Below are 25,458 nucleotides of genomic sequence, written 5' to 3'. Positions count from 1 at the left end.
AAAATGAGAATCATGAAAATTAAAAGACTGAGAATAGGTGTGTTTTTAATGGCTGTCTTTGGAGGTTTACAATTGTTAAGTGCTCAAAAAGCACCACAATTTGGAAAAGCTTCCATAGATAAGTTGATTGAAGGAATGACGCCAGAAGAAAAAGCAATATTGCTAGTTGGACCTGGAATGCCGGGATATGCAGGGTTAGTGCCTTTAGAAGGGGAACCTGATGTGCGTGTGTTGGGGCAAGCAGGCGGAAATGATAAAATAGATAGGTTAGGAATACCAGAAACTGTTTTTGCTGATGGTCCTGCAGGATTGCGCATTCAACCAAAAAGACAAAATAATCCAAATACTTTTTATGCTACGGCATTTCCAGTAGGAACTTCACTTGCATCTACATGGAATATTGATTTGATCAAATCTGTAGGTAAAGCCATGGGAGAAGAAGTGAAGGAGTATGGAGTTGATGTTTTACTGGCACCTGCTTTAAACATTCACAGGAACCCATTAAACGGTAGAAACTTTGAATACTATTCTGAAGATCCTTTAGTAGCTGGTAAAATTGCTAGTGCTTACATTCAGGGGATTCAGTCAAATAATGTAGGTACTTCGATTAAGCACTTTGCGGCCAATAATCAAGAAACAAACCGTTTGGCGGTTAATGCACATATCACTGAACGTGCGATGCGTGAAATTTATTTAAGAGGTTTTGAGATTGCAATTAAAGAATCAGAGCCTTGGACAGTAATGACTGCCTACAATAAAATAAACGGAAATTATGCATCTGCTAGTAACGATTTATTGACCACTATTTTAAGGGAAGAATGGGGTTATAAAGGATTGGTCATGACTGACTGGTTTGGTGGTTATCCTGGATTTGAATCGATTTTGGAAGAAGGGTCTGTAAGTGATGTAGTTGCACAAATAAATGCTGGTAACGACTTGTTGATGCCGGGAACTGAAGCGCAACGTGAAGTTTTGGCAAAAGCCATTGAAGACGGAACCATAAATGAAGCCGCTGTAAATGCAAGTTTAAGACGTATTTTAGAGTACCTTCAAAAAACGCCAACGACTAATAAGTACAAATACAGCAACAAGCCAGATTTAAAAGCACATGCCGAGGTGGCAAGAAAAGCTGCTGCGGAAGGAATGGTCTTGCTGAAAAATGACAATAATGCACTTCCGTTCACCAAAAAATCAGAAACCATTGCCGTGTTTGGAGACCATTCTTACAGCTTCATTGCTGGTGGAACAGGTAGTGGTGATGTGAATGAGGCTTATAGCATTTCCCTTTTAGAAGGATTAAACAACGCTGGTTATACAGTTGATAAAGAGTTACAAGATTTATATGAGCCATTTGTAGCCAAAGCGGTAGAAAACGAAAACAAGCGGCGGGAAGCAGTTGGTTTATTAGCAGATAACAAACGTTTGCCAGAAATGTTGCTAAATACAGATTTGGTTGCTTCAAAAGCAAAATCGTCTGCGATAGCAGTCATTACCTTAGGTAGAAATTCTGGAGAGCAATTTGATAGAAAAATTGATGATGATTTCTATTTAGGTCAAGACGAAGTAAAATTGATTAATACTGTTAGCAAAGCATTTCATGCAGAAGGTAAAAAAGTGGTCGTGATTTTGAATATTGGAGGCGTTATTGAAACCGCTTCTTGGAAAGATAAAGTAGATGCTATTTTACTAGCTTGGCAACCAGGGCAAGAAGGAGGAAACTCTGTAGCTGATGTCTTTAGTGGTGTAGTAAACCCAAGTGGTAAGTTGACGATGACATTCCCTATCGATTATAATCACCATGCCTCTGCAGCGAATTGGTTAGGCGTTCCTGTTGAAAAACCAACCGATGTATATTACAAAGAAGGTATATATGTGGGGTACCGGTACTTCAATACTTTTGATGTTGAAATATCCTATAGTTTTGGTTACGGTAAATCCTATACTTCATTTGAATACGGCGATATCAAATTGAACCAAACTACGTTTAACGATCAAATAGAAGTTTCTGTGAAAGTGACTAACACGGGTAACATGGAAGGTAAAGAGGTCGTTCAGGTTTATGTAAGCGCTCCAGCTAATTTGGTGGATAAACCTTTAGAGGAATTAAAAGCCTTTGGAAAAACTAAAACCTTGAAACCGGGTAAAAGCGAAACTTTGAAATTCATTTTAAAAGCTAAGGATTTGGCTTCGTTTGTTGATGAACAAAGCGCTTGGATTGCAGAAAAAGGAACTTACACGGTAAAAGTGGGGGCTTCTTCAGAAGATATTAAAGCAAAGAAAGAATTTCTAATACTCAGTGACATTACTGCGGAAAAAGTGAACAATACTTTCGATTTGGATGTAGAAATGTCGACTTTGAAAAATTAAAATTTAATGCATTTTAATAAATGCATCTTACCGTATTGATGTGAATAGCATCGATTAATAGCTGATTTTAATTAAAAAAGCACAGAACTTAGTTTCTGTGCTTTTTTTCATCTAGAAGTATTCTATCTATTAACTTTTATTTCTCGTCATAATAAAACCATTCAAAAACCGCTTGATTTTTTGAGTCTTTCCCATTGCTGGTAGCATACATTCCTATTCCAGGACCATTAAACATGGCATTACCTTGTAAATCGGCAATGACTATCAAGTTTTGTTTGTCTCCGATAGGTTTTAAAGCATCTAAGCTTTCGCCATAACTAAATTGAATGTCCAATCCATGTCCTTCAACATGAAAATAAACGTCTTTATTTTTATAAGGAACTCTAGCTATTTCTTTTTGTTCGCCTTTAAAGGCCTTAATCAAAACCAAAGAGTTTTTATCCTTTAACAGGTTAAAATGGTTTTCATTGGTTCGGTATATAGTTAGGCCTGCTTGTTCATTGTTTTTTGATGTTTTAAATGACATTTTGGTGCTAGCTTCAAAATTATGGTGTTCGATACGTTGCACGACTGTGGCGGAATGTACCAAACTGTCCATGACCTCTTTTTGTAAATTTAAATGAAGGGCTCCTTGGTTTACTTGATAAAAAGGCTTTTTTGGAGTACGTATGGTACACCATTTTAAATTCAGTTTATCACCATTAAATTCGTCTTTAGCTGGTTTCTTTTCAAATGGAGTCCATGGTAAATCTGGACGAGTTTGAGTCATAAGTACTTTGCCCTCTCCCGGATTAAAAACGGGAGTCTGATCGTCAAATTCTACTTTAGCTAAAAAGGTTTCTCTTGCAAGTGTTGTTAAGCGATTAATGCGTCGCTTTCCCAACATAACACACCACCAATCTCCATTTTGGGTTTGTACCAAATCGCCATGTCCTATGGCATGAACGGGATAATCCAAACCAAATTGACGGTGGCTTAATACGGGGTTAATATAATCTGTGGTGTAAGGCCCAAATACCGAGTCACTATGGTGTACTGTAAGGGCATGGTAAACACCCGTGCCTCCTTCTGAAATCATCAATAAATATTTGCCGTTTATTTTATATAAATGCGGTCCTTCGGAATAAGAAGCATTGTTGGCATGTCCATAAGTAGCATTATGACGCTCACCAACCAATTTCTTTTGTTCCAAGTCCAAAACTTGATTGTAAATAACACCCTGGTCTTTCCATTCCGGTTTTTCAGCACCTACAACACCCGTGTAGTAACAAGTGCCATCATCATCCCACATAATAGAAGGGTCAATACCATCGGCTTCTGGTAACCAATTGGGGTCAGACCAAGGACCTGCCGGATTCTTTGCTGTTAAATAGAAGTTCATCCCACAGCCTACACAGGTATTAATAATGTAAAAGGTCCCTTCATGATATCTAATGGTTGGGGCAAACAATCCGAGCATATCGGGTAAGCCATCAAAATCCATTTGGTCTGGTCGGTCAATGGCATGACCTATAAGTTCCCAATTAACTAAATCTTTACTGTGATAAATGGGGAGTCCCGGAAACCATACAAACGTAGAATTAACCAAATAATAATCATCTCCAACTCGGCAAATGGAGGGATCTGGATGGTATCCAGGTAAAATGGGGTTTTCAAAAGTTGTTGGTGCGTTTTGAGCTGGTAAAGAAACCCAGGTCATTAAAACCATCATGATCAGGGCAATTTGTTTTGATTTTAGCATGTTCTAATTGTCTTCTTTATATCAGATAATGTTGAGGATAAGCACATTAAAAAGCATGATTTTTATGTGTTTAAAAGGTGATGTTAAAGATACTAAAATAGTGTGTAAAAATTCGGACATATCTTCTTGAATCATGTCATATGGAATGGACTGAAAATGATCGTATCAGAGCATTTAATAAATGGAATTGTTGGAGATGAACCTATTAATTCTTCATAACTTTGCCGTCTTAAAATTTATGATGTAAATGGAAATTGCGAATTATACTCTCAAGGAATATTTTGATCAAAAAAAATCACCCTGTCTTTCTTTTAATGTTTACAGTTTAAATGATGATGTCAAAAAGGATGAACAACTACATAGAAGTGATTATTTTCAAGTCATTCTTGTGCAAGAAGGGGAAGTAAAGCAACACATAGAGCACCAAAGTTTACAGTTGTTAAATAATCAGATTTCGGTAGTGTTTCCACATCAAATTAATGCGTTTGAACTGACTAAAAATGCCAAAGGGATTGTCGTACAATTTGATGAGGTTTTGTTCTGCTCAGATTTATTAAAGAATGAGCTTATTTCCTATAATAACGATTTGATGAATAAGTTAAATCATGTTATTTTGGATGCTGGTGAGTTTTCAAAAATTAACAACTATGCCATCCAAATTCTCGAGTTGTTTCAAAATTTATCACCCATAAAAAAAGAGCAGATTCGGTTTTATATAAAAATTATGCTGCTTGAAATTATTGAGGCTGCTCATCAAAATTACCAAGGTTTTCAAGCACCTGATCAACTTGATGTTTTTGCACGATTTAAAACCTTAATTGAAGCGAATTTTAAATCAAAACGAACGGTGGCTTATTACAAAGATGAATTGCAGATCACCTCAAAAAAACTCAATGAAATTTGTAAAAGTAAAACAGGCAATACGGCATTAAATATTATTCACGAACGTATTCTTACAGAAATAAAACGTTTGCTCCTGTTCTCTGGAAAGAACCATAAAGAAATTGCCTTTGAATTGGGTTTCGATTCGCCATCTGCCTTAAACAAGTTTGTTTATGCCAAACTTAAAGAGACTCCAAGTGAGTTAAAAGAATCCTTGTCCCAAATTTATAAGTATTAGGATCATTTTTATAATCTAAAGCCTTCCTTGCTTATCTAATTTTGCCTCATCAAAAAAATATAAAAGATGAGTAAATTATTTATTGCTAGTGAAGTTTTTCATGGTGTTGGTACCTTGGAAGAATTGAAAAATATTAAGGGGCAGAAAGCAGTTCTTGTGACTGGTGGAAGTTCAATGAAAAAAAGTGGTGCTTTAGATAAGGCTGTTTCATACTTAAATGAAGCGGGTATAGAAACAAAAGTTTTTGAAGGTGTAGAGGAAGATCCATCATCTGCTACATGTTTAAAAGGAGCTGAAGTCATGAAAGCCTTCCAACCAGATTGGATTGTTGGTATTGGTGGATGTTCAGCCATTGATGCCGCAAAAATGATGTGGGTGTTTTATGAGTATCCAGATGCGGATTTTGATGCTATGACAAAACCGTTTTCGGTTCCAACTCTGAGAACGAAAGCAAAATTTGTAGCTATTCCTTCTACAAGTGGAACTGGAACCGAAACGACTGGTTTGGCTGTAATAACAGATCGTGAGAAAGGTGTTAAATACCCAATCGTATCTTACGAATTAACACCAGATATCGCTATCGTTGACGGTGAAATATGTTCAACCATGCCTGCTCACGTAACATCAAACACTGGTTTAGATGCCTTAACACACTGTGTTGAAGCTTACGTTTCAAACATTGATGATAACTATGCTGATGCCTTATCAAAAGGAGGTTTAGAGATTGTATTTAATAACCTAAAGGAAGCTGTAACCAATCCTGATAACTTGAAGGCACGTCAAAACATGCACGATGCATCGTTTATGGGAGGTTTGGCATTTAACAATGCTTGGTTAGGTATTGTTCACTCATTGTCTCACCAAGTAGGAGCACTTTATGGAATTCCTCACGGCGCATCAAATGCTATTTTCTTGCCAAACGTGATTCGATTTAACTCAAAAGCTTCTAATCGTTTCCCAGATTTAGCTAAAATTATAGGGAAAGAAACTGCTGAAGATTTAGCGGTGGCTGTAGAAACTTTAAGAGCTGATGTAAATAACCAAGGAACCATTAAAGAATTTGGAATCTCTCAAGAAGACTGGGATAAAAACTTAGATTACATTGCTAACAATGCATTCTTAGATCCTTGTACAGGTTTCAATCCAAGAAAACCAACAGTTGAAGAGTTGAAAGATATTTACAATGCATGTTATAACGGAGAAATTGTTAATTTCTAAGTGTTAATGGGCTTTTAGTTAGTAAAAAAACCAGTTCAAAATGAACTGGTTTTTTTTTAAATGTAGTTGTAAAAGATTAACATTATTTATAATAAATGGATTTTTTAAGTTCTTAAATATTGAGTTAATTTACAATCGTGTTCAAAACATTAAGACAAAATAAATCAACAAGATGGTTATGGGGTTTTATGGCCCTGTATTTGTTGAATATAAGTGTTGATCCATCCGATATCCAACCTCATTGGATTCCAGAAGACTTATCATTTAATGATCAAGAAAGCATTGTTGAGATTGTAATAGAAAAAGTATTGGGCTTTGAAAATGCATTCGAAGAATATGATGACAATGACACCGAAGAACACAGCAATGGCAAGCAAGTTAAAATTAATTTGTTAATACCTTACGCCCATTCAAACCACCTTGAAAATGTTCAGTTTATTGATCAAAATCAACATTTTGGTTTTCGAAATGCCTTTTTGCCATTGGGGTATTTTGAAATAGACACACCGCCTCCTAAAGTTTAATTTGTTTTTAGAATGTATTAGATCCATACCTGTTTTTAGGGTATCGGAGCATTGTATCATTATTTCAACAAATTAATCATGTATTTAAAAAAAATATTTGTGCTGGTCGTTGTATTGGCAAAACTAAGCTGTGCTACAGCGCAACAAACAAAAACCGAATTAGATAGTATTTACATTCAACAAACTGAGGTGGATGAACAACCTGTAAAGGTATTCCATGCCGAACCTCTTTATATCGACCTCATTCGAGATTTAGGTGCTAGAAAGGGCGAAAGGGAATGGAACTTAGGATTGGGAATGACCGATAATTTAACCTTTGATTCTTATGAGGCTCTAATTGAATATGAGTGGGCGCCCATTGATCGGCTTGGGTTGGAAGTTGAATTTCCTTTTACGTTTTATACACATGTGGATGGAACTCAAAATGTAACTATTCCATCAAACCGCTTAAACAGTATCAAGATTGCTACTCAATGGTCATTTTTTGTAAATGAGCGTATGGCTACTTCCATGGCTATAGGATATATCAACGAATTTGAATTGTCAGATTTTAGAAGTTTTGGTTCTCCTTTAGTAACCGGAAATGTTTACAATCCTTTTTTGGTTGTGGCCAAACGTTGGGGCACTCATTTTCACTCGTTAGTTTATACCGGTCCCATGGTTTCTCAGCATTTTGAAACCAATGATTTTCACACCACTTATGATGTGAATACCAGTTTCCATTATATGATTTCTGGAACGAGGAATTTTATTGGGGTCGAATTTAATAAGACCTTTGATGGAACTGATTTTGATATGACCATCCGCCCGCAAATGCGGGTAGGGGTGGCCGAAAACCTACTGGTAGGTATTGTTGGCGGAATTCCTATAAATAGAGAAGAAGAGCGTTTAAGCTCCTTTATCAGGCTTATTTGGGAGCCAAAGGAAAAGGGTTAGGATACCTATTTAAACAATAAGGAAGTTGTTTCCGATGAAACGGAGGCAACTTCTTTGTTTTATAGCCATTGTGTTTATTGCTTTGCTCTTATTCTATAGGTGCATCGTTGTCCGCCAGATACCATATGTTCCATACGCTCTACAATAAATTCATCACCCAATAACTGTTGGAAATTTTTTAATTCACTTTTACAAAAACCTTGGCATTCAGTGGCTGCTGCACAAATAGGGCAGTGGTTTTCTATTAAATAGTAGGCGTCATTTTCCTTTTTCCATTCGGCTAAATAGCCCTCCTTAGAACGTATTTGACTCAATTGTTCCAATCGACTTTCAATCGAGTTGCTATGTTCTAAAGCTTTTTGGTAGTGGCTGTATATTTTTGATTCACGGTCATTAATAAGCAATTCCAAGGCATTATTTCCTAATAGTTTTTTTACAGATTGTAACAATTCTACAGTAACCTGAGCATGGGAATCAGGAAATTCAGAAGCACTTTCTTTACTTAAGGAATAATAAGTGACTGGTCGACCCACACCTTCTTTTCTCGAATTGGTTTCTACCAGCTTCTTATCAATAAGTTTTACTAAATGCAAGCGAGCTCCTTCTTTAGTAATTCCCAACTCTGAGGCTAGGGAATTTAGAGATACTTCTCCTTGCATTTTGAGAATCAATAATATTTTGTCTGTTGCTGTTTTTTTCATTTTACAATAAAATCATTGTTTTATTTGTCCTACAAAGGTATTGAATTATAATTTAATGGCCTTTGTGAATATTTTAACTCAAATAAAACAAGTAAAAACTTGTTTTATTGTTTGTATCTCTTTAATTTTGTACCAGTATTAACCTTAAAATTTAAAAATATGAGTTTTGTATTGCCAGAGTTGCCATATGCCTATGATGCATTGGATAACTATTTTGATAAAGAAACAATGACTATTCATCACCAACGCCACCACCAAGGCTATGTAAATAATTTAAATCAAGCCGTTAAAGATGGCGGATTAGAAGGTGAAACTTTAGAAGATCTTTTACGTAATGTAAGCAAATACAGTACGGCTGTAAGAAATAATGGAGGAGGTCACTTTAACCACTCTTTGTTTTGGAGTATTTTATCACCATCTCCTAAAACCGCTCCAGAAAGTCCTTTAGCAGATGAAATTAATAAGTTTTTTGGAGGCTTAGACGGCTTGAAAGAGCAGTTAACTCAAGCAGGATTAAAACAATTTGGTTCTGGTTGGGCTTGGTTATATGTAAAGCATAACGGTACGCTTGCAGTTTCAGGAACGGCAAATCAAGATAACCCATTAATGGATACCAATCTAACTGATCAAGGTTTCCCAATTCTAGGGGTTGATGTTTGGGAACATGCGTATTATTTAAAATACCAAAATAAGAGAGCTGATTATTTGGATGCTTTCTGGTCTGTTTTGGATTGGTCGGCTGTTGAGAAGAAATATGAAGAGGTGCTTGCCGCATTTTAATAACTAAAATACATTGTAAAAGGGCAAGGTGCGTAAAGTTAACCTTGCCTTTTTTTTATCATGTCTCAAAAAATGTTCATCAATAAAATCAACAGCAACGATATGGTTACGGTCGATTTGCTTGACTTTAAACCAAAGGAAAAAAGCTTGCTTTTCGATATTAAGGAAGGGTTGTTTATGGAATTGCTTCTCAAAGAAAAGGAGTTTAGAGCCTTTTTATCTGAAATTGATTGGGAAATCTTTAGAAATAAATATGTAGCTATTGGTTGCACAAGTGATGCTATTGTTCCTTTGTGGGCTTACATGGTTATAGCCGATAAATTAAGCGAGGTGGCTTCAGGTTATGCTTATTCTCCCCCAGAGCAATTGGATATCGATCTTTGGAGGACTAATATTTTGTCTACGGATTTTAATCATCTATCCCATCAAAAAGTTGTTGTCAGACAAAGTCAACAAGTGCCACCAGAGTTATATATCGCCATTACAAGTAAATTAAAACCATTGGTGAGAACTTTAATGTATGGAGAAGCTGGATTGCCGAAAGTGATTTTAAAAAATAAAAAATTAGAATGAAAGTATTAATATTTAACGGCGCTTTAGAACGTAGAGAAAATGCAACATCCGAGCGGTTAACACGCTACTTATATGAACAACTTCAAAAACAAGGGGTTGAGGTCACTGTCTTTAAAATAGCAGATTCTGGGATTCCTCTTTTTGATGTTTCCTTACAGAACACGCCTAAATCAGTAGAACTCATGAATCATATTTTTCGTGATGCAGATGTTCACATTTGGATAACGCCTCTTTATCATGGAAGTATGACAGGAGTCATGAAGAATTGTTTGGATTGGTTGCAATACAGTGCCAATATGCCAAAACCATATTTGACGGGGAAGTTGGTAGGGTTGATGTGTTGGGCTGATGGGGTTCAGGCTATGCAGGGAATTAACGCGATGGATTCGGTGGCTAAGGCCTTACGCGCCTGGACGGCACCTTTGAGTATTCCCATCCAGAGAAATGAATTGTTTAATGAGGAAGGGGAAATTAGCGATAAATATGGCAAACGAGTAAATATGCTGATTGACCTGCTTCTGCAATCTTCTTTTAAGAGAGTATAGGTTAATGTTATAGAAAATAGGTTTTTAACTTAAATTATCTGGACAATCTGTAATTTGGGTAGTATTCTCTGTAATCAAGATAAGTGGGTTTGTGAATCATCTGCGTACCTTTGCCTGCAATTAGAAAATTATAAAGGCTTTTCCTGAATCAGGTTATTTAATTGTTATTGGCATGAAGCGCATTTTAAAAGTCTTATTGGGCTTAATTTTATTTTTATCTTTAATTACTATGGGGATACTCAATCAGTCTAAATTCGGACAGCACCCAAAAGGAGAGCGTTTAGAGCGCATCAAAAAATCTGCTAACTATCAAGATGGTGCCTTTAAAAACCTTAGCGATACCAAGGTGATGACCTCTGATAAAGGGACCTTTCGGACCATGTTGGATTTTATGCTTTCCAAAAAGGTGGATGTAACACCTACCGATTCCTTACCTTTTGTTAAAACCAATCTTAAGAACCTCAATCAAGAAGAGGACATATTGGTATGGTTCGGACACTCCTCTTACTTTATGAGAATAGATGGAAGAACTTATTTGGTAGATCCTGTATTTTGTGGTTATGCAGCGCCTTTTTCTTTTATGAATAAAGCCTATAAAGGAACGAATAATTACCATGTGGATGATTTGCCTAATATTGATTATTTAATCATATCACATGATCATTGGGATCATTTGGATTATGAAACCATATTGCAGTTGAAGCCTAAAGTCAAACAAGTGGTTTGTGCTTTGGGTGTGGGACAACATTTGGAGTATTGGGGGTATGAAACTACCATGATACATGAATTGGATTGGTATGAAGGCATCTCCTTTGGAGATGTAAATTTTACGGCAACACCAGCGCGTCATTTTTCAGGTAGAGGTCTGCGTCGAAATAAAACCCTTTGGGCTTCATATGTGCTTAAAACCCCAAGTTATAATTTCTATATCGGTGGTGATAGTGGGTATGATCCTTTTTACAAAGAAATTGGATCTAAGTATGGTCCTTTTGATCTGGCAATTATTGAACAGGGACAATATAGTGAAGACTGGAACCAAATTCATTTGTTGCCCAAGCAATTGTTTCAGGTGGCCGAAGACTTAAATGTACAGCGCGTATTTCCTGTGCACAATTCCAAGTTTGCACTTTCTGGTCACCCTTGGTATGAACCTTTGAATGCGGCTTTAGAAAATAAAGAATCCGAAATTGCTTTGGTAACTCCTATGGTAGGAGAGGTGGTGAGCTTAAACGATAGTACCCAGGTATTTTCTTCCTGGTGGAAAGATTTAAAATGAGGCTCTTTTACTCTTCAATTATCTATTAATAGATTGGAAACTTTGTTAAAATAGCGTTAACGAGACTAAGGGAATTAGGTTTGATTTTCTTAATTTTGTGAGATGGAAGTAAAAACACAGCGTTCAGTATCCCCATTTAATAGTGAGCTTAAGCTCAAGGGTTTTAATGTTTTTAGTATAGCAGAGGATAGTAGTGCTACTAAAATCTATAGTCGTAAGGACTTTTATAAAATTTGTCTTTCTACGGGTAAAAGTATCATTCACTATGCAGACAAAAGCTATGAGCATGAGGGAACTATCCTGTTCTTCGGAAACCCACATATTCCATACTCTTGGGAAACCATTTCAACTAAATATGAAGGGTATACTTGTCTTTTTTCTGAGGAGTTTTTAAAACTTTCTGAACGCTCTGAGAGCTTGCAACAATCGCCTTTGTTTAAGATTGGAGGTACTCCCATTTTAAAAATTTCAGAGGAGCAACGCTTGTTTCTTAATAGTATCTTCTTGAAAATGATGGAGGAACAAGAGGGAGAATATGCCTTTAAGGATGACTTAATGAGGAATTATATTCAATTGATGCTTCATGAGGCCATGAAAATGGAACCATCAGATACCTATGAGCAATATGGTAATGCTGCATCCAGATTAACTTCCGTGTTTTTAGAGCTTCTTGAGAGACAGTTTCCCATAGAAACTGCAGAGGCTCCATTAAAGCTCACTACCGCTCAGCAGTATGCAGATAGACTTTCGGTTCATGTCAATTATTTAAATCGTGCAGTAAAGTCTATAACAGGTAAATCTACTTCTACACATATCACAGAGCGTATTGTTAGTGAAGCAAAAGCACTTTTACAATATACCAATTGGAATGTTAGTGAAGTGGGCTATGCGCTTGGTTTTGAGTATCCTACCTATTTTAACAATTTCTTTAAAAAGCAAACGGGAATGACTCCTAAGACCATTAGAGTCGATTAGGTTTGAATATTATAATTTTTGATTTGATTTTCGTTATCTCTTAAGCGGTTAACGCCTGTACCTTTGTACCATAGTTTTTAAGTAGAAATTATGAGCAAATTGAATACAGAAAACAAGCAAGATATTTTTGATAGGATAAAATCTGGGGAAGTGGTATCATACACAGACCCCGATTTTTATAAACTCGCTTTACAGTCAGAGCGAGCAATAGGGTCGTTGGTAGGGCTTAATGCTTCCAAAACACTAGACGATATCAGAAAGAATCTAAGTGAACTTACAGAGAGCAAGGTAGATGATACGACTACCATTTACACCCCATTCAGCATTAATTACGGCAAGAATCTAAAACTTGGTAAAAATATTTTTATCAACCAAAATTGCCAAATGTTGGATTTAGGGGGGATTACTATTGAAGATGATGTTATGATAGGTCCGCGTGTGAATCTACTTTCTGAAACTCACCCTGTCGAACCGGAACAAAGAGAGGCATTGATTGGCAAACCCATTCATATAAAAAGGCATGCTTGGATAGGTGCTGGCGCTACCATTCTTCCAGGTGTCACCGTAGGAGAACACGCCGTTGTGGCTGCTGGAGCAGTGGTTTCCAAGGATGTTCCAAACCGTACCGTTGTTGGGGGTGTTCCGGCCAAAGTAATTAAAACAATCTAAAACAAATCAAAATGAGAAATATCATATTAATAACTATGGCCATGATGTTTTCCTTAACGGCAACCATAGGTCAAACAAATAAAAAATTAAAAAACATGAGTGCAACAGCAGAACATTATACGTTTACGTTAAGTGATAACGTAACCAGAAAGAAAGTAACCTTTAAAAATCGCTACGGAATTACATTATCTGGTGATTTATACACACCAAAAAATAGTGAACGGAAATTAGCTGCCCTGGCCATTAGTGGTCCTTACGGAGCTGTCAAAGAGCAAGCTTCAGGGTTATATGCCAATCAAATGGCAGAACGTGGATTCGTGGTTCTTGCTTTCGATCCGTCCTATACGGGTGAAAGTGGCGGAGAGCCTCGTCACGTGGCATCACCTGATATTAATACAGAAGATTTTAGTGCTGCTATTGATTTTCTAGGATTGCAAACCCAAGTTGATAGAGAAAAAATAGGAATCATCGGAATATGCGGTTTTGGAGGATTTGCACTTAATGCAACAGCTGTAGACAAGCGTGTTAAAGCCGTGGCAACAACTAGTATGTACGATATGTCAAGGGTTACAGCGCAAGGATATTTTGATTCCATGACACCAGAACAACGCAGTCAAATGTTGGAGCAAATGAGCCAACAACGTTGGGTGGATGCTGAGAATGGAACATCGGAATTATCAGGTTTAGGATTACCAGAGAAAATAACTGGTGAAGAACCAGAATTTGTACAAGGTTACTTTAATTACTACAAAACTGAAAGAGGTTTTCACCCACGCTCTATTAATTCGAATAGTTCTTGGACAAAAACCAATGGGTTTTCTCTTATGAATATGCCAATTTTGACCTACATCAAAGAGATTTCACCAAGACCAATTTTGATAATTGCAGGTGAAAATGCACACTCCCGATATTTCAGTGAAGATGCCTACAAAGCAGCTAATGAACCTAAGGAGCTTATGATTATTCCAGGTAAAGTTCACACCGATTTATATGATCAATTGGATGTGATTCCATTTGACAAGTTGGAATCCTTTTTTACCGAAAATCTAAAATAAAATGACAAGGCCCATATGGGCCTTGTTTTTCTAATATCTATTGAAAGATGTCAGCAATCAATAACATTATGAAGACGATTTTAGTCCTGTTCCTTTTGGGGTGTTTGGGATTTTGGTTTTTTAGAACAAAACCAGTAGAGAAGACATCTTTTCATCACATAAACATACAAGATATGAAGTTGAAAATTACTTTTTCAGATACGGAGTTATCGGCCACGATTTACGATAATCCCACGGCTAGGGATTTTGTCTCGTTACTTCCCTTAACCATAGAATTAGAAGATTATGCCAATACTGAGAAAATATTCTATCCTGAAAGAAAACTAACGTCTGAGGGAGCTCCAAATGGCTATCAACCCTCAAAAGGTGATATAACCTATTATGCACCTTGGGGCGATGTGGCTATATTTTACAAGGATTTTGGTCCTGCTGGCGGTCTTATTAGCTTGGGAACGATAGATGGTAATGGTATTGACTTACTAAAGAAGGTAGGAAAGGAACAGGTAACTTTTGAATTGATTTCTGATTAATTAAAAATAAAAAATATGAAAGTAGTAATAATAGGAGCGAACGGAAAAGTGGGACGATTAATAAGTCAAAAAATGAAGGCATCTAAGGAATTTCAACCTACGGCTTTTATTAGAAATGAAGATCAGAAAGCTTATTTTGAAAACTTGGGAATTCCAGTTCTTATTGATAGTTTGGAAAATTCTGAGGAGCACCTTTCGAAAGTGATTGAAGGCTTTGACGCGGTCGTTTTTTCAGCAGGTTCGGGTGGTTCTACGGGTTATGATAAAACAATAGAAATTGACCTTTATGGTGCTGTAAAAATCATAGAAGCCTCCAAAAAAAATCATGTGAAGCGGTTTGTTATGGTAGGGGCCGCGTTTTCAGATGTTCCTGAATACTGGAAACAACCGGGAATGAAACCATACTATATAGCTAAACATTTGGCAGATAAAGAACTCATTAGAAGTGGATTGGACTATACAGTCCTAAGACCTGTTCGTTTGACTGATGACGAGCAAGCAGGAAAGGTTAAGATGACATCAAATCCTTTCACTTTGAATGAAGAAATTCCAAGAGAAGCTGTGGCAGAAACCGTTTTGGCTGTTTTGGATGCCCCACGAGTTTCCCAAAGGATAATAGAAATGAGTGAAGGAGAGTTGAGTATTCAAGAAGCCCTAAGCCAGTTAGAATAGAGTTGCCATTTTTGTTACGTTCGACCAAATAAGGATCAGAAATGGGGATAAAATGAGGTTTGGTTTGAATTTCATAAGTATCGGTTTGAATTTATTAAAACCACGGATGATTTAAGTTGTACCTTAGTAATATCATTTTTAGTTGAGTAATCAACTGATTTTAAGCGGGTAATTGAATATTCTTTTTCCAATTGAGAGTCCCTTAAAATCATTTTAAGAATTTAGGTAGTTGCTCCAAAACTATTTCAATGTTCTTAAATCTTAATTTAATTATAAGATTGAGTTAAGATAGCCTTAAAATAAATCAATAACACTAAACATTAAAAAATATGAAGTATTTCAAGTTTTCCTTATTAGTCATATCGATTGGATTTTTAGTTCTTTTCCAAAGTTGTAAACAAGCACCTGAAAAGCAAGAAGAATTAACAAATCAACCAGAAGAGAAGCCAGCAACTACAAATCAGGCTGTTTCTGATTTGAATTTTATTTTTCCTAAAGGTCAAAAGGGTCCCGATAAAAATTTTACAGGCAACGCATACAATTATGGGATAGTGATGGATACAACCTTAACCACTATCGTGGGTAATGTGTATTTCGAACCGGGAGCAAGAAGTAATTGGCATAAACATCCAGCGGGCCAAATTTTAGTCATAACCGATGGGGTAGGATATCATCAGATTGAAGGACAACCTATTGAGGTTATTAAAAAGGGTGATGCCGTAACATGCCCACCAGATACCAGACATTGGCATGGTGCAAGTAAAGATAGTGGTTTACAACAAATGTACATCGTTCCTAATATCGAAAAAGGTGTGGTAGAATGGATGGAGCCCGTAACCGATGAGCAATATAATAATCTGTAAAATTTTGAATATGAAAGATCAGAACAAACCTGAAGGTAAAGGACAATCTAGAAGAAATTTTATCAAACAATCTGGCACTGTAGGAGCTGGGGCCATGTTAATGGGGTCTATGCCTTTTTTAGGAAATGCCTTTAACACCAATACATCAAACGATACAAACACGATTATAGATATGAGTAAAAATATAAAAACAAAAGGCTACGCAGCCAAAGACGAATCTGGGAAATTAAGTCCATGGGAATTTGAAAGAAGACCAGTAGGGGATGATGATATTTTGATTGATATCAAATTTGCCAGTATCTGCCATTCTGATATTCACCAAGAAAAAGGACATTGGGGAAAGCAACAGTACCCTCAGGTACCTGGTCACGAAATTGTTGGTGTAGTAACAGCAGTTGGTAAAAACGTCACTAAATTTAAAGTAGGAGATAGAGCAGGTGTTGGTTGTATGGTAGATAGCTGTATGGAGTGTGAAAGCTGTACCCACGGTGAAGAACATTTTTGCGATAGAGGCCAAACATTATTCACATATGGAAACAAAACTGAAGCAGAACCAACAGGAATTACTCAAGGAGGTTATTCAGACAAGTTAGTTGTTAGAGACCATTTTGCTGTTCATATTCCAGATCATATCACTTTTGAAGAAGCTGCGCCACTTTTATGTGCTGGTATCACAACTTACTCGCCATTAATGAGAGCTCAATTTAAAGTAGGAGACAAAGTTGGTGTTGCAGGTATTGGTGGTTTAGGACATTTAGCTGTTAAAATTGCAGTGTCCAAAGGCGCAGAAGTTTATGCGTTTACAACAACACCAGATAAAGTAGAAGACATTAAATCTTGGGGTGTAAAAGAAGTTATTGTTGTAGATGATGAATTTAAAAACATGCAAGCTTACAACAAAACTTTAGATTATATGATTTCTACCATTCCGTATCAATTTAACGTGACGCCATACGTCATGTGTTTAAAACCTGGAGGTACGTTCACATTTGTTGGTATGCCAGAAGGATCAGAAATCACGATCAACAACCTAATGTTAGCATTTGCACGAGTTAATTTCAATTCATCTTTAATTGGAGGTATTCCAGAAACTCAAGAAGTCGTTCACTATTGTGCCGATAATGGTATAAAACCAAGTATTGAGATTATTGATGCAAACCAGATTAACAATGCTTGGGATAAAGTGGTTAACAAAGAAGCAAGATACAGATATGTTATCGATGCTTCAACATTTTAATTAACAATAAAAAAAGAGAAAAAATGATTTTACAAGAAACATATAAATTAAATAATGGAGTAGAAATTCCTAAAATAGGTTATGGGACTTGGATGATAGATAATGATGCTGTTGTCGATGCTGTAAAAACTGCAATTAACGTTGGTTACACGCATATCGATACCGCTCAAGCATACCAAAACGAAGAAGGTGTTGGTAAAGCTATTAAAGAAAGTGATGTAGCAAGAGAAGATTTGTTTGTAACAACAAAATTAGCGGCGGAGGTAAAATCTTATGACGAAGCTGTAAAATCAATAGACGAATCTTTAAAAACCATGGGCTTAGAGTATATAGACATGATGATTATTCATAGTCCAAAACCTTGGCAAGAATTTCAAAACGAAGACCGATATTTTGAAGGAAATCTAGAAGCTTGGAAAGCTTTAGAAGAAGCTTACGAAGCAGGAAAACTAAAAGCTATCGGAGTTTCAAACTTCAAAAAAGAAGATTTAGATAACATTTTAGAAAATGCTAAAGTAAGGCCTCAAGTCAATCAAATTTTGGCGCACATCACAAACGTGCCAACAGATATGATCGCGTATGCTAAATCTAAAGACATTTTAATTGAAGCATTTTCACCATTAGGACATGGCGAATTATTCAAAAATGAAGAAGTCAAGGCGATAGCAGATAAATACGGGGTATCTGTACCTCAATTGGCAATTAGATATGATTTGCAATTGGGCTTACTTCCGTTGCCAAAAACCCAAACACCGGCGCACATGAAGTCTAACGCAGAGGTTGATTTTGAAATTTCAGCAGAGGACATGGAAACATTAAATGACATGGAAGAGATTAAAGATTACGGAGAGGCTAGTAATTTTCCAGTATTTGCCAAATAAGCTTAAAAATAGAATTATAAAAACATAGAAATGAAAATTTATAAAAACGGGGAAATCCCATCCATGAAAGGACCAGATGAATGGTTTACAGGAGATGTTATTGTAGACCCTTTATATCAAAATATTGAAAATGTAACCAAAGGGGCTGCAGCTTTAGTTACCTTTGCTCCAGGAGCAAGAACAGCTTGGCATACACACCCTGCCGGACAAACGTTAATTGTGCAATCGGGATTAGGTTGGATTCAAAAAGAAGGTGGACCCATCGAAGAAATTAGACCTGGGGATATCGTTTACTTCGAACCTAATGAAAAACACTGGCATGGTGCTTCCGCCAATAAAGCCATGAGTCACATTGCTATTCAAGAAGAAGTAAATGGGGAAGTAGTGACTTGGATGGAAAAGGTGTCAGATGAGCAATACTCAAAATAAGGGTAATAAAGTATAACTCTTTTTAAGGTATGGGAGGCTTAACCAATAATTTTATCCAGTTAAAACTGAAAATATAGATGTCAAAAATTTTTATAACAGGATCAACAGATGGTATAGGCTTCTTAGCAGCTAAGCAATTGCTTAAAGAAGGGCATGAAGTGCATCTCCATGCTCGAAATGATAAACGTGCCAGTGATTTAAGACAGAAACTTGAAAAAGAAGCTCCAGTTCTTACGGCCGACCTTTCTGATATAAATCAAATCAGGAGGTTGGCTCGAGAGCTGAATGATTTTGGACCGTATGATGCCATTATTCACAATGCAGGAGTTATTTCGGTGCCTTCTGAAGTAATCTTTACAGTAAATGTTTTGGCTCCTTACCTGTTGACTAAATTGGTTGAAAAACCCGAACGTCTCGTTTACTTAAGTTCTAGTTTGCATAGAGGGGGAAACGCATTTGAATCCGAATTAAACCTCCAAGAGGTAAATTATTCCGATTCAAAATTGTATCTCACAACTTTGATGCGAGTGTTCGCTCAGAAAAATCCAGAGCTGTATATTAATGCAGTAGATCCAGGTTGGGTACCCACAAAAATGGGAGGGAGTAGTGCCCCAGACGATTTGAAGAAAGGTTATGAAACACAAGTTTGGTTGGCAACTGGCCAGGATCGAGAAGTTTTGGTTTCAGGAAAATACTTCTATCATAAAAAGCAGCAAATACCAAATTCCCTTATAGATAATGAAGCTTTTCAGGAAAGATTGCTCGCAGTCTGTGAAGCATACAGTAGAGAATAAAAACATAACAAAAAAAATATGCCACATTTTCAAATTAATCTGTTAGAAGGCAAAACAGAAGAACAGAAAAAAGCATTAGTAACCGAAGTTATTAAAGCGGCTCAAAAAACGATTGGAATGGGAGATGATTCCTATTCGGTATCCATTGAAGAATTTACCTTAGATCAATGGAAAGAAGACGTTTACCCTAATAAAATTATGGGTGATGAAACCATCTTGGTTAAGAAGCCAGGATATCAAATGTAAAGGAACTTATGAGTAAAGAATTAAATCATTTAACGCAAGAGGACATTACTACTATTGCTGAACGCAACGATTTTCACATTGCACCCTTTCGCGAAGACGGAGAAACCTATGGTACCTTAACTTGGATTTGGGTTGTTGAGGTCCAGGGAGAGTTGTATGTGAGGGCTTACAGTGGTACACGTTCTAGATGGTACGAAGCAGCTATACAACAAAAAGCTGGAAAAATTAAAGCTGCTGGTTTGGAAAGAGCAGTAAAATTTGAGCCTGTTTCGGGAGCTGTAAATGATCAAATTGATGAAGCCTATAAACTAAAGTATTCGGGGAGTCCGTATTTGGGATCCATGATTAGTGAAAGAGCTAAAACAGCTACAGTTAAAGTGTTTTAGTTCGATAAAATATGAAGGAAAAACAACAAGGGTTGTGGGCCATTTTAGGTGCTAATACCATTTTCGGACTTAATATACCGATTACCAAGGCGCTCATGGAATCATGGATGACCCCCATTGGCTATACGGTAACTAGAATGTTCTTTGGCGTCTTTATTTTTTGGGTCATAGCATCGTTTTTAAAAAGGGAGCAAGTCCATAAAAAAGATTTTCCTATCATTTTATTAGGAGGTCTTATGGGTTTTGTTGGGACCCAATTCCTTTTTTCAAAAGCATTACAATATACCTCTCCCGTTATTTTTTCTTTACTCATGGCACTTACACCGGTAGTGGTTTTGGTACTATCATCGCTATTTCTAAAGGAAAAAGTTTCTTTGAGAAAGATTATCGGTATTGCTATCAGTATTTCTGGAGCTATTCTTATAATCGTGCTGAGTAATACGGGAAATGAGATAGCAGGAAATCAGTTTTTAGGAATCTTGTTTTCTGTTTTGTGTGTACTCTGCTATGCTGGATATTTAGTGATGACGAGAAAGGTGTCCATGACATACCAACCTGTCACTATTGCCAAATGGATGTTTTTGATTTCAGCTTTGGTGGCTATTCCGTTTAGTTTTTCAGGGCTTGAGAATCAAAGAATTTATTCAAGTGAGGCTACCGTTTTAGCTTATGCTTTCTTGGCGTTTGCCTTGTTGTTTTCAACAACATTGGCCTTTTTCTTAATGCCTTATGCTTTAAAAAGATTAGAAGCAAGTACTGTAAGTATCTTTATGAACTTACAACCTATAATTGCTTCAATAGTGGCTATGTTAGTGGGCCAAGATCGTTTTACATGGGACAAGCCTTTAGCGGTTATTTTGGTGGTCGTTGGTGTGTATTTGGTGACCACACAATCAAAAAGAAAGCGAAAAAAAATGGCATATAATAAAATATGAACTCCCTTAACTGATTAATAGCTTAACTTCTAAAAGGGGAGTTTAAATGAGGCGCAGAATGCATTCTACGCCTTTTATTTTTTTATTTGATTTTAACTTCGGTGGGCTTTAGCCAAGGTGACGAGAATCTTACAATCACATCTTTAGGATCACTGCCTAATTTCACATAAGCAATTAGTCGACCGTGGTAAACACGATGTTTGTTATCCGTATAATCACTCATGTCTTTGTTATTGCTAGCCTCCAAGCCTAATAAAAAGGCATCTCCCGTTATAGAACAGGTCACCTCGTTATCAGATAGCATGACAGGTACGCCGTCTTTGTCAACAACCTGTAGTATGATTTGAGCCACATCACCAGGCTCAAGGTTATCTGGTATTTCCGAAATAATTTTCAGGGCTTCTGGTCGATCAGACGAAACAATGGCATCTTTACTTATGGTATTCCCTTCTTGATCAAGTCCTAGAACTTCTAGCTTGCCCTTGGTGTAGGGTATATCCCAATAAATAATACCATTGGTAGAGTCGTAGGACTTACGTTCTCCAACTAGTTCATCATTAAGATAAAGTTCAGCTTGTGCGGCATTGGTATAGCATACAACTCTGATAAGTTGCCCTTCTGAATAGTTCCAAATGGCCCAAGCATCCTTTGATGGGGTGGTTTCTTCATAATCCTCATTGTCAGCATCTAGTTGAGACCAAACATCTTCGGCCTGATTTTTACTGCCTTTACCTGGGGTTGGATAAGTTCCCAAGTAAGCCATCGGTTGGTCACTCCACAATGATTGTCTAAAAAAGCCCCTAGGTTTAATAAAACCACCAAAATCCAAAAGACCTGAATAAAAACCGCGGGATGGCCAGGAACCAGATTCCCCAAGGTAATCAATCCCTGTCCAAAGAAATTGACCGAATACAAAATCACGAGAAGTAACCGCTTCCCAAGCACTGTAGTCATGGCCATTTTCGCTCCCAAAAATCACGCGATTGGGATATGCATCATGGTCATGGTCATATAAGCTTTCGGTGTAATTATATCCTGTAATGTCCAAAGCAAAGGGGTACTCGGTTTGATTAGACATAGCCACTCCAGCCAGTCCGGCTGTGGTTGGTCGGGAGCGGTCATAGGTTTTGACTACTGCAACGAGGCGTTTGGCAATATCACCCAAACGATTCGCATCGGGAGCATCTTCTTTATAACCACCAAAAATGGGTTGTGTAAAGCCTGTTTTTTCACCACCATCCAAAACAGGATGGGAGTAAGGATCGTTAGGATAATCGACCTCGTTACCAATACTCCATGCAAAAATGGAAGGATGATTTCTATCCCGTTTTATCATATTAGCTAGGTCTTTATCAGCCCATTCGTCAAAGAAATCATAAGAACCTTGGTATCCTGGAGTGCCTACATTCCAGCCTTCAATCCACTTTCGTTTTGGGTATTCCCATTCGTCAAAAGCTTCATCCAATACCAAAAGACCCAGTTCATCACATAACTCATACAAATCTGGTGCTTGTGGATTGTGACTTGTTCTTACAGCATTAACCCCTAGTTCTTTTAGTGTAAGCAAACGTCGTTTCCATACAGCTCTAGGTACAGCTGCTCCTAAAACGCCACCATCATGATGTAGACAAACGCCTTTTATTTTCATCCATTCCCCATTAAGTGCAAAACCTCGGTTGGCATCAAAAGTAAAATCTCTAAAACCAGTAGTAGTGATAGTTTCATCTAGTATTTCAGAACCTGTTAAAACTCGAGTTCTTAAAGTATAAAGATTTGGGGAATCTATAGACCATAACTTCGGACGTTTCACTTTTAATGACGTTTGGATTTGATTATTTGTATGAGCTTTTACGCTCATAGATTTAGAGGAAGTTGCAACTACTAAACCTTCTGGAGATAGCAGCTCATGTTCTACCTGAACCTCTTGATTGTTCTCGGTATCATTGGTTAGAGCAACCTCTACTTGTAATTGGTAGTTCTTATTCTGTTTTTCAGGATAAGCGTAGACACCCCATTCGGCAATATGAATGGGATTGGCATATACCACCCATGCATCGCGGTAAATACCAGATCCTGTATACCATCTGGAATCAACAGATTGGCTGTGATCCACCCTGACTGAGATGAGATTGTCTTGACCATATCGTATGTAAGGTGTTGCATCCAAAAGGAATGATACATATCCATTGGGATGCTTTCCCAATGATTGTCCGTTCACAAAGACTTCGCTTCGATTGTAAATCCCTTCAAAATAAAGATACACCTTGTCACCGCTCTTCTCAGTAGGAATGCTTAAGTGTTTTCGATACCAGCCTATTCCACCTGGTAAATATCCGGTGGCACTTGCCAAAGAAGGACTTAAAGGTGCTTGAACGCTCCAATCATGAGGAAGGTCAACAGCTTGCCATTTAGAATCATCAAGGGAATGGGAGGAGGCATCTGGTATGTCTCCCAATTGGAACAACCAAGAGTTATTAATCAACTCTGGACTGCCAAAAGATACTTGTGCTGCACTTGGAGTGAGAGCTAGAAAGAACAAACATACAATGGCGAAAGCGGGGAGGATATTAATTGATTTCAAGGGTAATGTGTTAGAAAATAATAGGTTTTACAAAGTTAAGCTTATAGAAGAAAAAGTAATAATAATCTTGAGTAAAATATTCAAGACTATTTCATTAAGATTCTATTTTTTGTAAAATTTAGAACTGTTTCAGTTTTATAGTAAACTAATAAAAAAGGATAAAGGAACGTCCATTTTGGTTGCAAAGAACATGGTTAGATAAAACTTCAAATGAATTTTAAAAACCAACTTTAAATTGTTAAATTACAATCTCTTGAAATCAAATCCCCTAGCTACTTAAATTTTAAACTACCTCTTGGCAAAGTTTTGGATAAATCTATTAAGTGGGAACCCATTAAAAAACATCATCATATTATACCGTGATACCATATGATAAAATTCTTTAGAAAATTAAGACAGAACTCTGCCTATTCAAACAGGTTTGGTAAATACATGCTGTATGCCATAGGTGAAATCATTCTGGTAGTTATTGGTATTTTGATTGCTTTAGGTATTAACAATCAAAATGATTTAAAAAAAGACCGGTTACGCGCCATTTCGCTAATTGAAAATTTATCAGAAGAATTAAAGCAGGATAACTTCTATTTCAACAATGTCTACAAGGTAGAAAAAGAGAACTTCTTGACAGCTGCAGAGTTGTTGTTCAAGGTGCATGCCGATCCAGAGTATGTAGTTGAAAACGATTCCGTGTTGGGAATGGCCTTTAGGCTGTCCGCCTTTACTCCAGCAATAAAGTTTTCTAAAAATGCCTACAAAGAGTTAACCACATCGGGCCTTTTAAATACACTGAGATCAGAATCGCTCAAGGAAAATTTAAACGATTACTACGGGCAAATCGAGTTTCTTAAAACCTATTCAGATGAAGGTAATCGCACCATAGACCATTTAATTTTGGAGTTGTCTCAATACTATATCATTATTCCCTCAAATGAATTGGAATCTCAAAACGTATCCAATTTCTCGGGAGCTATAGAAGAAGGATACGAGGCAGAATATGACCTAAAGGCATTCAGAGAAAATAAAAGCCTAAACCCCCAGCTTTATGAAATGATTGACAAACACAAAGACCGCCTTGGCTCCATAGAAATTATTAACCAGCTAGGGCGAAGCATTCAGGAAGAAATTACTACCATACTGGCCCAGTGATAGATTGGATAATTGGCATACTTATCCTCTCTAAAAGAATTTTTTGAAGGTGAAGAAACATCTATAGCCTTTGGTGAAAATCACATCAACTCTATTAAAAGATGAGCAAACATTTATGAAAATAAATAAAGTGATTATTGTTTTAATTGACCTCAATTAACTGATTTTTAATGACTTGTTTTAAATTTATTATCTTTAATGTAATAGGGTTTCCATTTAAAAGTTCTCATGGATGCGTCTTGTGTAGACGTATGAAAGCTTATAGATGAATTCAAAAA

Annotated in this window: 26 protein-coding genes; 23 read left to right on the top strand and 3 right to left on the bottom strand. The window is 36.8% G+C overall.

What is annotated here, in order from left to right:
• Nucleotides 1-12: 12 nt before the first annotated feature.
• Nucleotides 13-2,367: a beta-glucosidase gene (locus GZ212_RS14250; protein WP_166961630.1), complete on the top strand. Its 2,355-nt coding sequence runs from the start codon at nucleotides 13-15 to the stop codon at nucleotides 2,365-2,367.
• Between the two features lie 136 nt (nucleotides 2,368-2,503).
• Here GZ212_RS14250 and GZ212_RS14245 read toward each other — a convergent pair whose 3' ends face one another.
• A complete protein-coding gene (locus tag GZ212_RS14245; RefSeq protein WP_206080456.1) occupies nucleotides 2,504-4,108 on the bottom strand; it encodes a glycoside hydrolase family 43 protein in 1,605 nt (534 codons plus the stop codon).
• A 247-nt stretch (nucleotides 4,109-4,355) separates the two neighbouring features.
• On the opposite strand from GZ212_RS14245, the gene GZ212_RS14240 reads away from it, so the two are divergent.
• From GZ212_RS14240 to GZ212_RS14225, 4 genes are all read left to right on the top strand, one after another.
• Nucleotides 4,356-5,228 carry a helix-turn-helix domain-containing protein gene (locus tag GZ212_RS14240; protein ID WP_166961627.1) on the top strand — a complete coding sequence of 291 codons (873 nt, stop codon included), beginning with the start codon at nucleotides 4,356-4,358 and terminating at the stop codon, nucleotides 5,226-5,228.
• A gap of 66 nt (nucleotides 5,229-5,294) precedes the next feature.
• Complete coding sequence (locus GZ212_RS14235; RefSeq protein WP_166961624.1) at nucleotides 5,295-6,446, top strand: iron-containing alcohol dehydrogenase; 1,152 nt, start codon at nucleotides 5,295-5,297, stop codon at nucleotides 6,444-6,446.
• Nucleotides 6,447-6,583: 137 nt separating this feature from the next.
• Entirely contained in the window at nucleotides 6,584-6,970 is a 387-nt protein-coding gene (locus tag GZ212_RS14230; protein WP_232405889.1) for a hypothetical protein, read from the top strand.
• 78 nt (nucleotides 6,971-7,048) lie between these two features.
• Nucleotides 7,049-7,906, top strand: coding sequence for an HAEPLYID family protein (locus GZ212_RS14225; protein WP_166961619.1), 858 nt, complete (start codon nucleotides 7,049-7,051; stop codon nucleotides 7,904-7,906).
• Nucleotides 7,907-7,980: 74 nt separating this feature from the next.
• Here GZ212_RS14225 and GZ212_RS14220 read toward each other — a convergent pair whose 3' ends face one another.
• Nucleotides 7,981-8,607 carry a metalloregulator ArsR/SmtB family transcription factor gene (locus GZ212_RS14220; protein WP_166961616.1) on the bottom strand — a complete coding sequence of 209 codons (627 nt, stop codon included), beginning with the start codon at nucleotides 8,605-8,607 and terminating at the stop codon, nucleotides 7,981-7,983.
• A 159-nt stretch (nucleotides 8,608-8,766) separates the two neighbouring features.
• On the opposite strand from GZ212_RS14220, the gene GZ212_RS14215 reads away from it, so the two are divergent.
• The 17 genes from GZ212_RS14215 to GZ212_RS14135 all read left to right on the top strand — a co-directional run bounded on the left by GZ212_RS14215 (nucleotide 8,767) and on the right by GZ212_RS14135 (nucleotide 21,453).
• Nucleotides 8,767-9,387 carry a superoxide dismutase gene (locus tag GZ212_RS14215; RefSeq protein WP_166961613.1) on the top strand — a complete coding sequence of 207 codons (621 nt, stop codon included), beginning with the start codon at nucleotides 8,767-8,769 and terminating at the stop codon, nucleotides 9,385-9,387.
• Between the two features lie 72 nt (nucleotides 9,388-9,459).
• Nucleotides 9,460-9,960 (top strand): DUF2480 family protein, encoded by a 501-nt coding sequence (locus tag GZ212_RS14210; RefSeq protein WP_166961609.1) that lies wholly within the window; start codon nucleotides 9,460-9,462, stop codon nucleotides 9,958-9,960.
• A complete protein-coding gene (locus GZ212_RS14205) occupies nucleotides 9,957-10,505 on the top strand; it encodes an NADPH-dependent FMN reductase (protein ID WP_166961606.1) in 549 nt (182 codons plus the stop codon). Before GZ212_RS14210 ends, GZ212_RS14205 begins: the two co-directional genes overlap by 4 nt.
• A gap of 172 nt (nucleotides 10,506-10,677) precedes the next feature.
• On the top strand, nucleotides 10,678-11,781 hold the full coding sequence (locus GZ212_RS14200) for an MBL fold metallo-hydrolase (RefSeq protein WP_166961603.1): 1,104 nt from the start codon (nucleotides 10,678-10,680) through the stop codon (nucleotides 11,779-11,781).
• A 102-nt stretch (nucleotides 11,782-11,883) separates the two neighbouring features.
• Complete coding sequence (locus GZ212_RS14195; protein WP_166961600.1) at nucleotides 11,884-12,756, top strand: AraC family transcriptional regulator; 873 nt, start codon at nucleotides 11,884-11,886, stop codon at nucleotides 12,754-12,756.
• A 90-nt stretch (nucleotides 12,757-12,846) separates the two neighbouring features.
• Entirely contained in the window at nucleotides 12,847-13,425 is a 579-nt protein-coding gene (locus tag GZ212_RS14190; protein WP_166961597.1) for a DapH/DapD/GlmU-related protein, read from the top strand.
• Nucleotides 13,426-13,520: 95 nt separating this feature from the next.
• Nucleotides 13,521-14,480 carry an alpha/beta hydrolase gene (locus tag GZ212_RS14185; protein ID WP_240923825.1) on the top strand — a complete coding sequence of 320 codons (960 nt, stop codon included), beginning with the start codon at nucleotides 13,521-13,523 and terminating at the stop codon, nucleotides 14,478-14,480.
• A 68-nt stretch (nucleotides 14,481-14,548) separates the two neighbouring features.
• Nucleotides 14,549-15,010 carry a cyclophilin-like fold protein gene (locus GZ212_RS14180; RefSeq protein WP_206080455.1) on the top strand — a complete coding sequence of 154 codons (462 nt, stop codon included), beginning with the start codon at nucleotides 14,549-14,551 and terminating at the stop codon, nucleotides 15,008-15,010.
• Nucleotides 15,011-15,025: 15 nt separating this feature from the next.
• Nucleotides 15,026-15,682, top strand: a complete 657-nt coding sequence (locus tag GZ212_RS14175) for an SDR family oxidoreductase (protein ID WP_166961588.1) — start codon at nucleotides 15,026-15,028, stop codon at nucleotides 15,680-15,682.
• 329 nt (nucleotides 15,683-16,011) lie between these two features.
• Nucleotides 16,012-16,545, top strand: a complete 534-nt coding sequence (locus GZ212_RS14170; protein ID WP_166961585.1) for a cupin domain-containing protein — start codon at nucleotides 16,012-16,014, stop codon at nucleotides 16,543-16,545.
• 10 nt (nucleotides 16,546-16,555) lie between these two features.
• A complete protein-coding gene (locus GZ212_RS14165; protein WP_166961582.1) occupies nucleotides 16,556-17,782 on the top strand; it encodes an NAD(P)-dependent alcohol dehydrogenase in 1,227 nt (408 codons plus the stop codon).
• A 23-nt stretch (nucleotides 17,783-17,805) separates the two neighbouring features.
• On the top strand, nucleotides 17,806-18,663 hold the full coding sequence (locus tag GZ212_RS14160; RefSeq protein WP_166961579.1) for an aldo/keto reductase: 858 nt from the start codon (nucleotides 17,806-17,808) through the stop codon (nucleotides 18,661-18,663).
• Nucleotides 18,664-18,693: 30 nt separating this feature from the next.
• Nucleotides 18,694-19,092, top strand: coding sequence for a cupin domain-containing protein (locus GZ212_RS14155; protein WP_166961576.1), 399 nt, complete (start codon nucleotides 18,694-18,696; stop codon nucleotides 19,090-19,092).
• A 77-nt stretch (nucleotides 19,093-19,169) separates the two neighbouring features.
• Nucleotides 19,170-19,886 carry an SDR family NAD(P)-dependent oxidoreductase gene (locus tag GZ212_RS14150; protein WP_166961573.1) on the top strand — a complete coding sequence of 239 codons (717 nt, stop codon included), beginning with the start codon at nucleotides 19,170-19,172 and terminating at the stop codon, nucleotides 19,884-19,886.
• An 18-nt stretch (nucleotides 19,887-19,904) separates the two neighbouring features.
• The gene (locus tag GZ212_RS14145; RefSeq protein ID WP_166961569.1) at nucleotides 19,905-20,132 is read left to right on the top strand and encodes a tautomerase family protein; all 228 of its coding nucleotides are present in this window, start codon (nucleotides 19,905-19,907) and stop codon (nucleotides 20,130-20,132) included.
• An 8-nt stretch (nucleotides 20,133-20,140) separates the two neighbouring features.
• On the top strand, nucleotides 20,141-20,518 hold the full coding sequence (locus GZ212_RS14140; RefSeq protein WP_166961566.1) for a DUF2255 family protein: 378 nt from the start codon (nucleotides 20,141-20,143) through the stop codon (nucleotides 20,516-20,518).
• Between the two features lie 11 nt (nucleotides 20,519-20,529).
• Nucleotides 20,530-21,453 carry a DMT family transporter gene (locus tag GZ212_RS14135; RefSeq protein ID WP_166961563.1) on the top strand — a complete coding sequence of 308 codons (924 nt, stop codon included), beginning with the start codon at nucleotides 20,530-20,532 and terminating at the stop codon, nucleotides 21,451-21,453.
• An 82-nt stretch (nucleotides 21,454-21,535) separates the two neighbouring features.
• On the opposite strand, the gene GZ212_RS14130 is transcribed toward GZ212_RS14135, so the two are convergent.
• Nucleotides 21,536-24,034 carry a sugar-binding domain-containing protein gene (locus tag GZ212_RS14130; RefSeq protein WP_240923823.1) on the bottom strand — a complete coding sequence of 833 codons (2,499 nt, stop codon included), beginning with the start codon at nucleotides 24,032-24,034 and terminating at the stop codon, nucleotides 21,536-21,538.
• 369 nt (nucleotides 24,035-24,403) lie between these two features.
• Here GZ212_RS14130 and GZ212_RS14125 point away from each other — a divergent pair, with 369 nt between their 5' ends.
• The gene (locus GZ212_RS14125) at nucleotides 24,404-25,180 is read left to right on the top strand and encodes a DUF6090 family protein (protein WP_166961560.1); all 777 of its coding nucleotides are present in this window, start codon (nucleotides 24,404-24,406) and stop codon (nucleotides 25,178-25,180) included.
• The last annotated feature ends 278 nt before the right edge of the window (nucleotides 25,181-25,458 follow it).

The sequence above is a fragment of the Mangrovimonas sp. CR14 genome (assembly GCF_011764015.1).
GTDB classification, from domain to species: Bacteria; Bacteroidota; Bacteroidia; order Flavobacteriales; family Flavobacteriaceae; genus Mangrovimonas; species Mangrovimonas futianensis.
The sequence above is the reverse complement of the archived record's forward strand: the minus strand, read 5'-3'. Positions and strand labels throughout refer to the sequence as shown.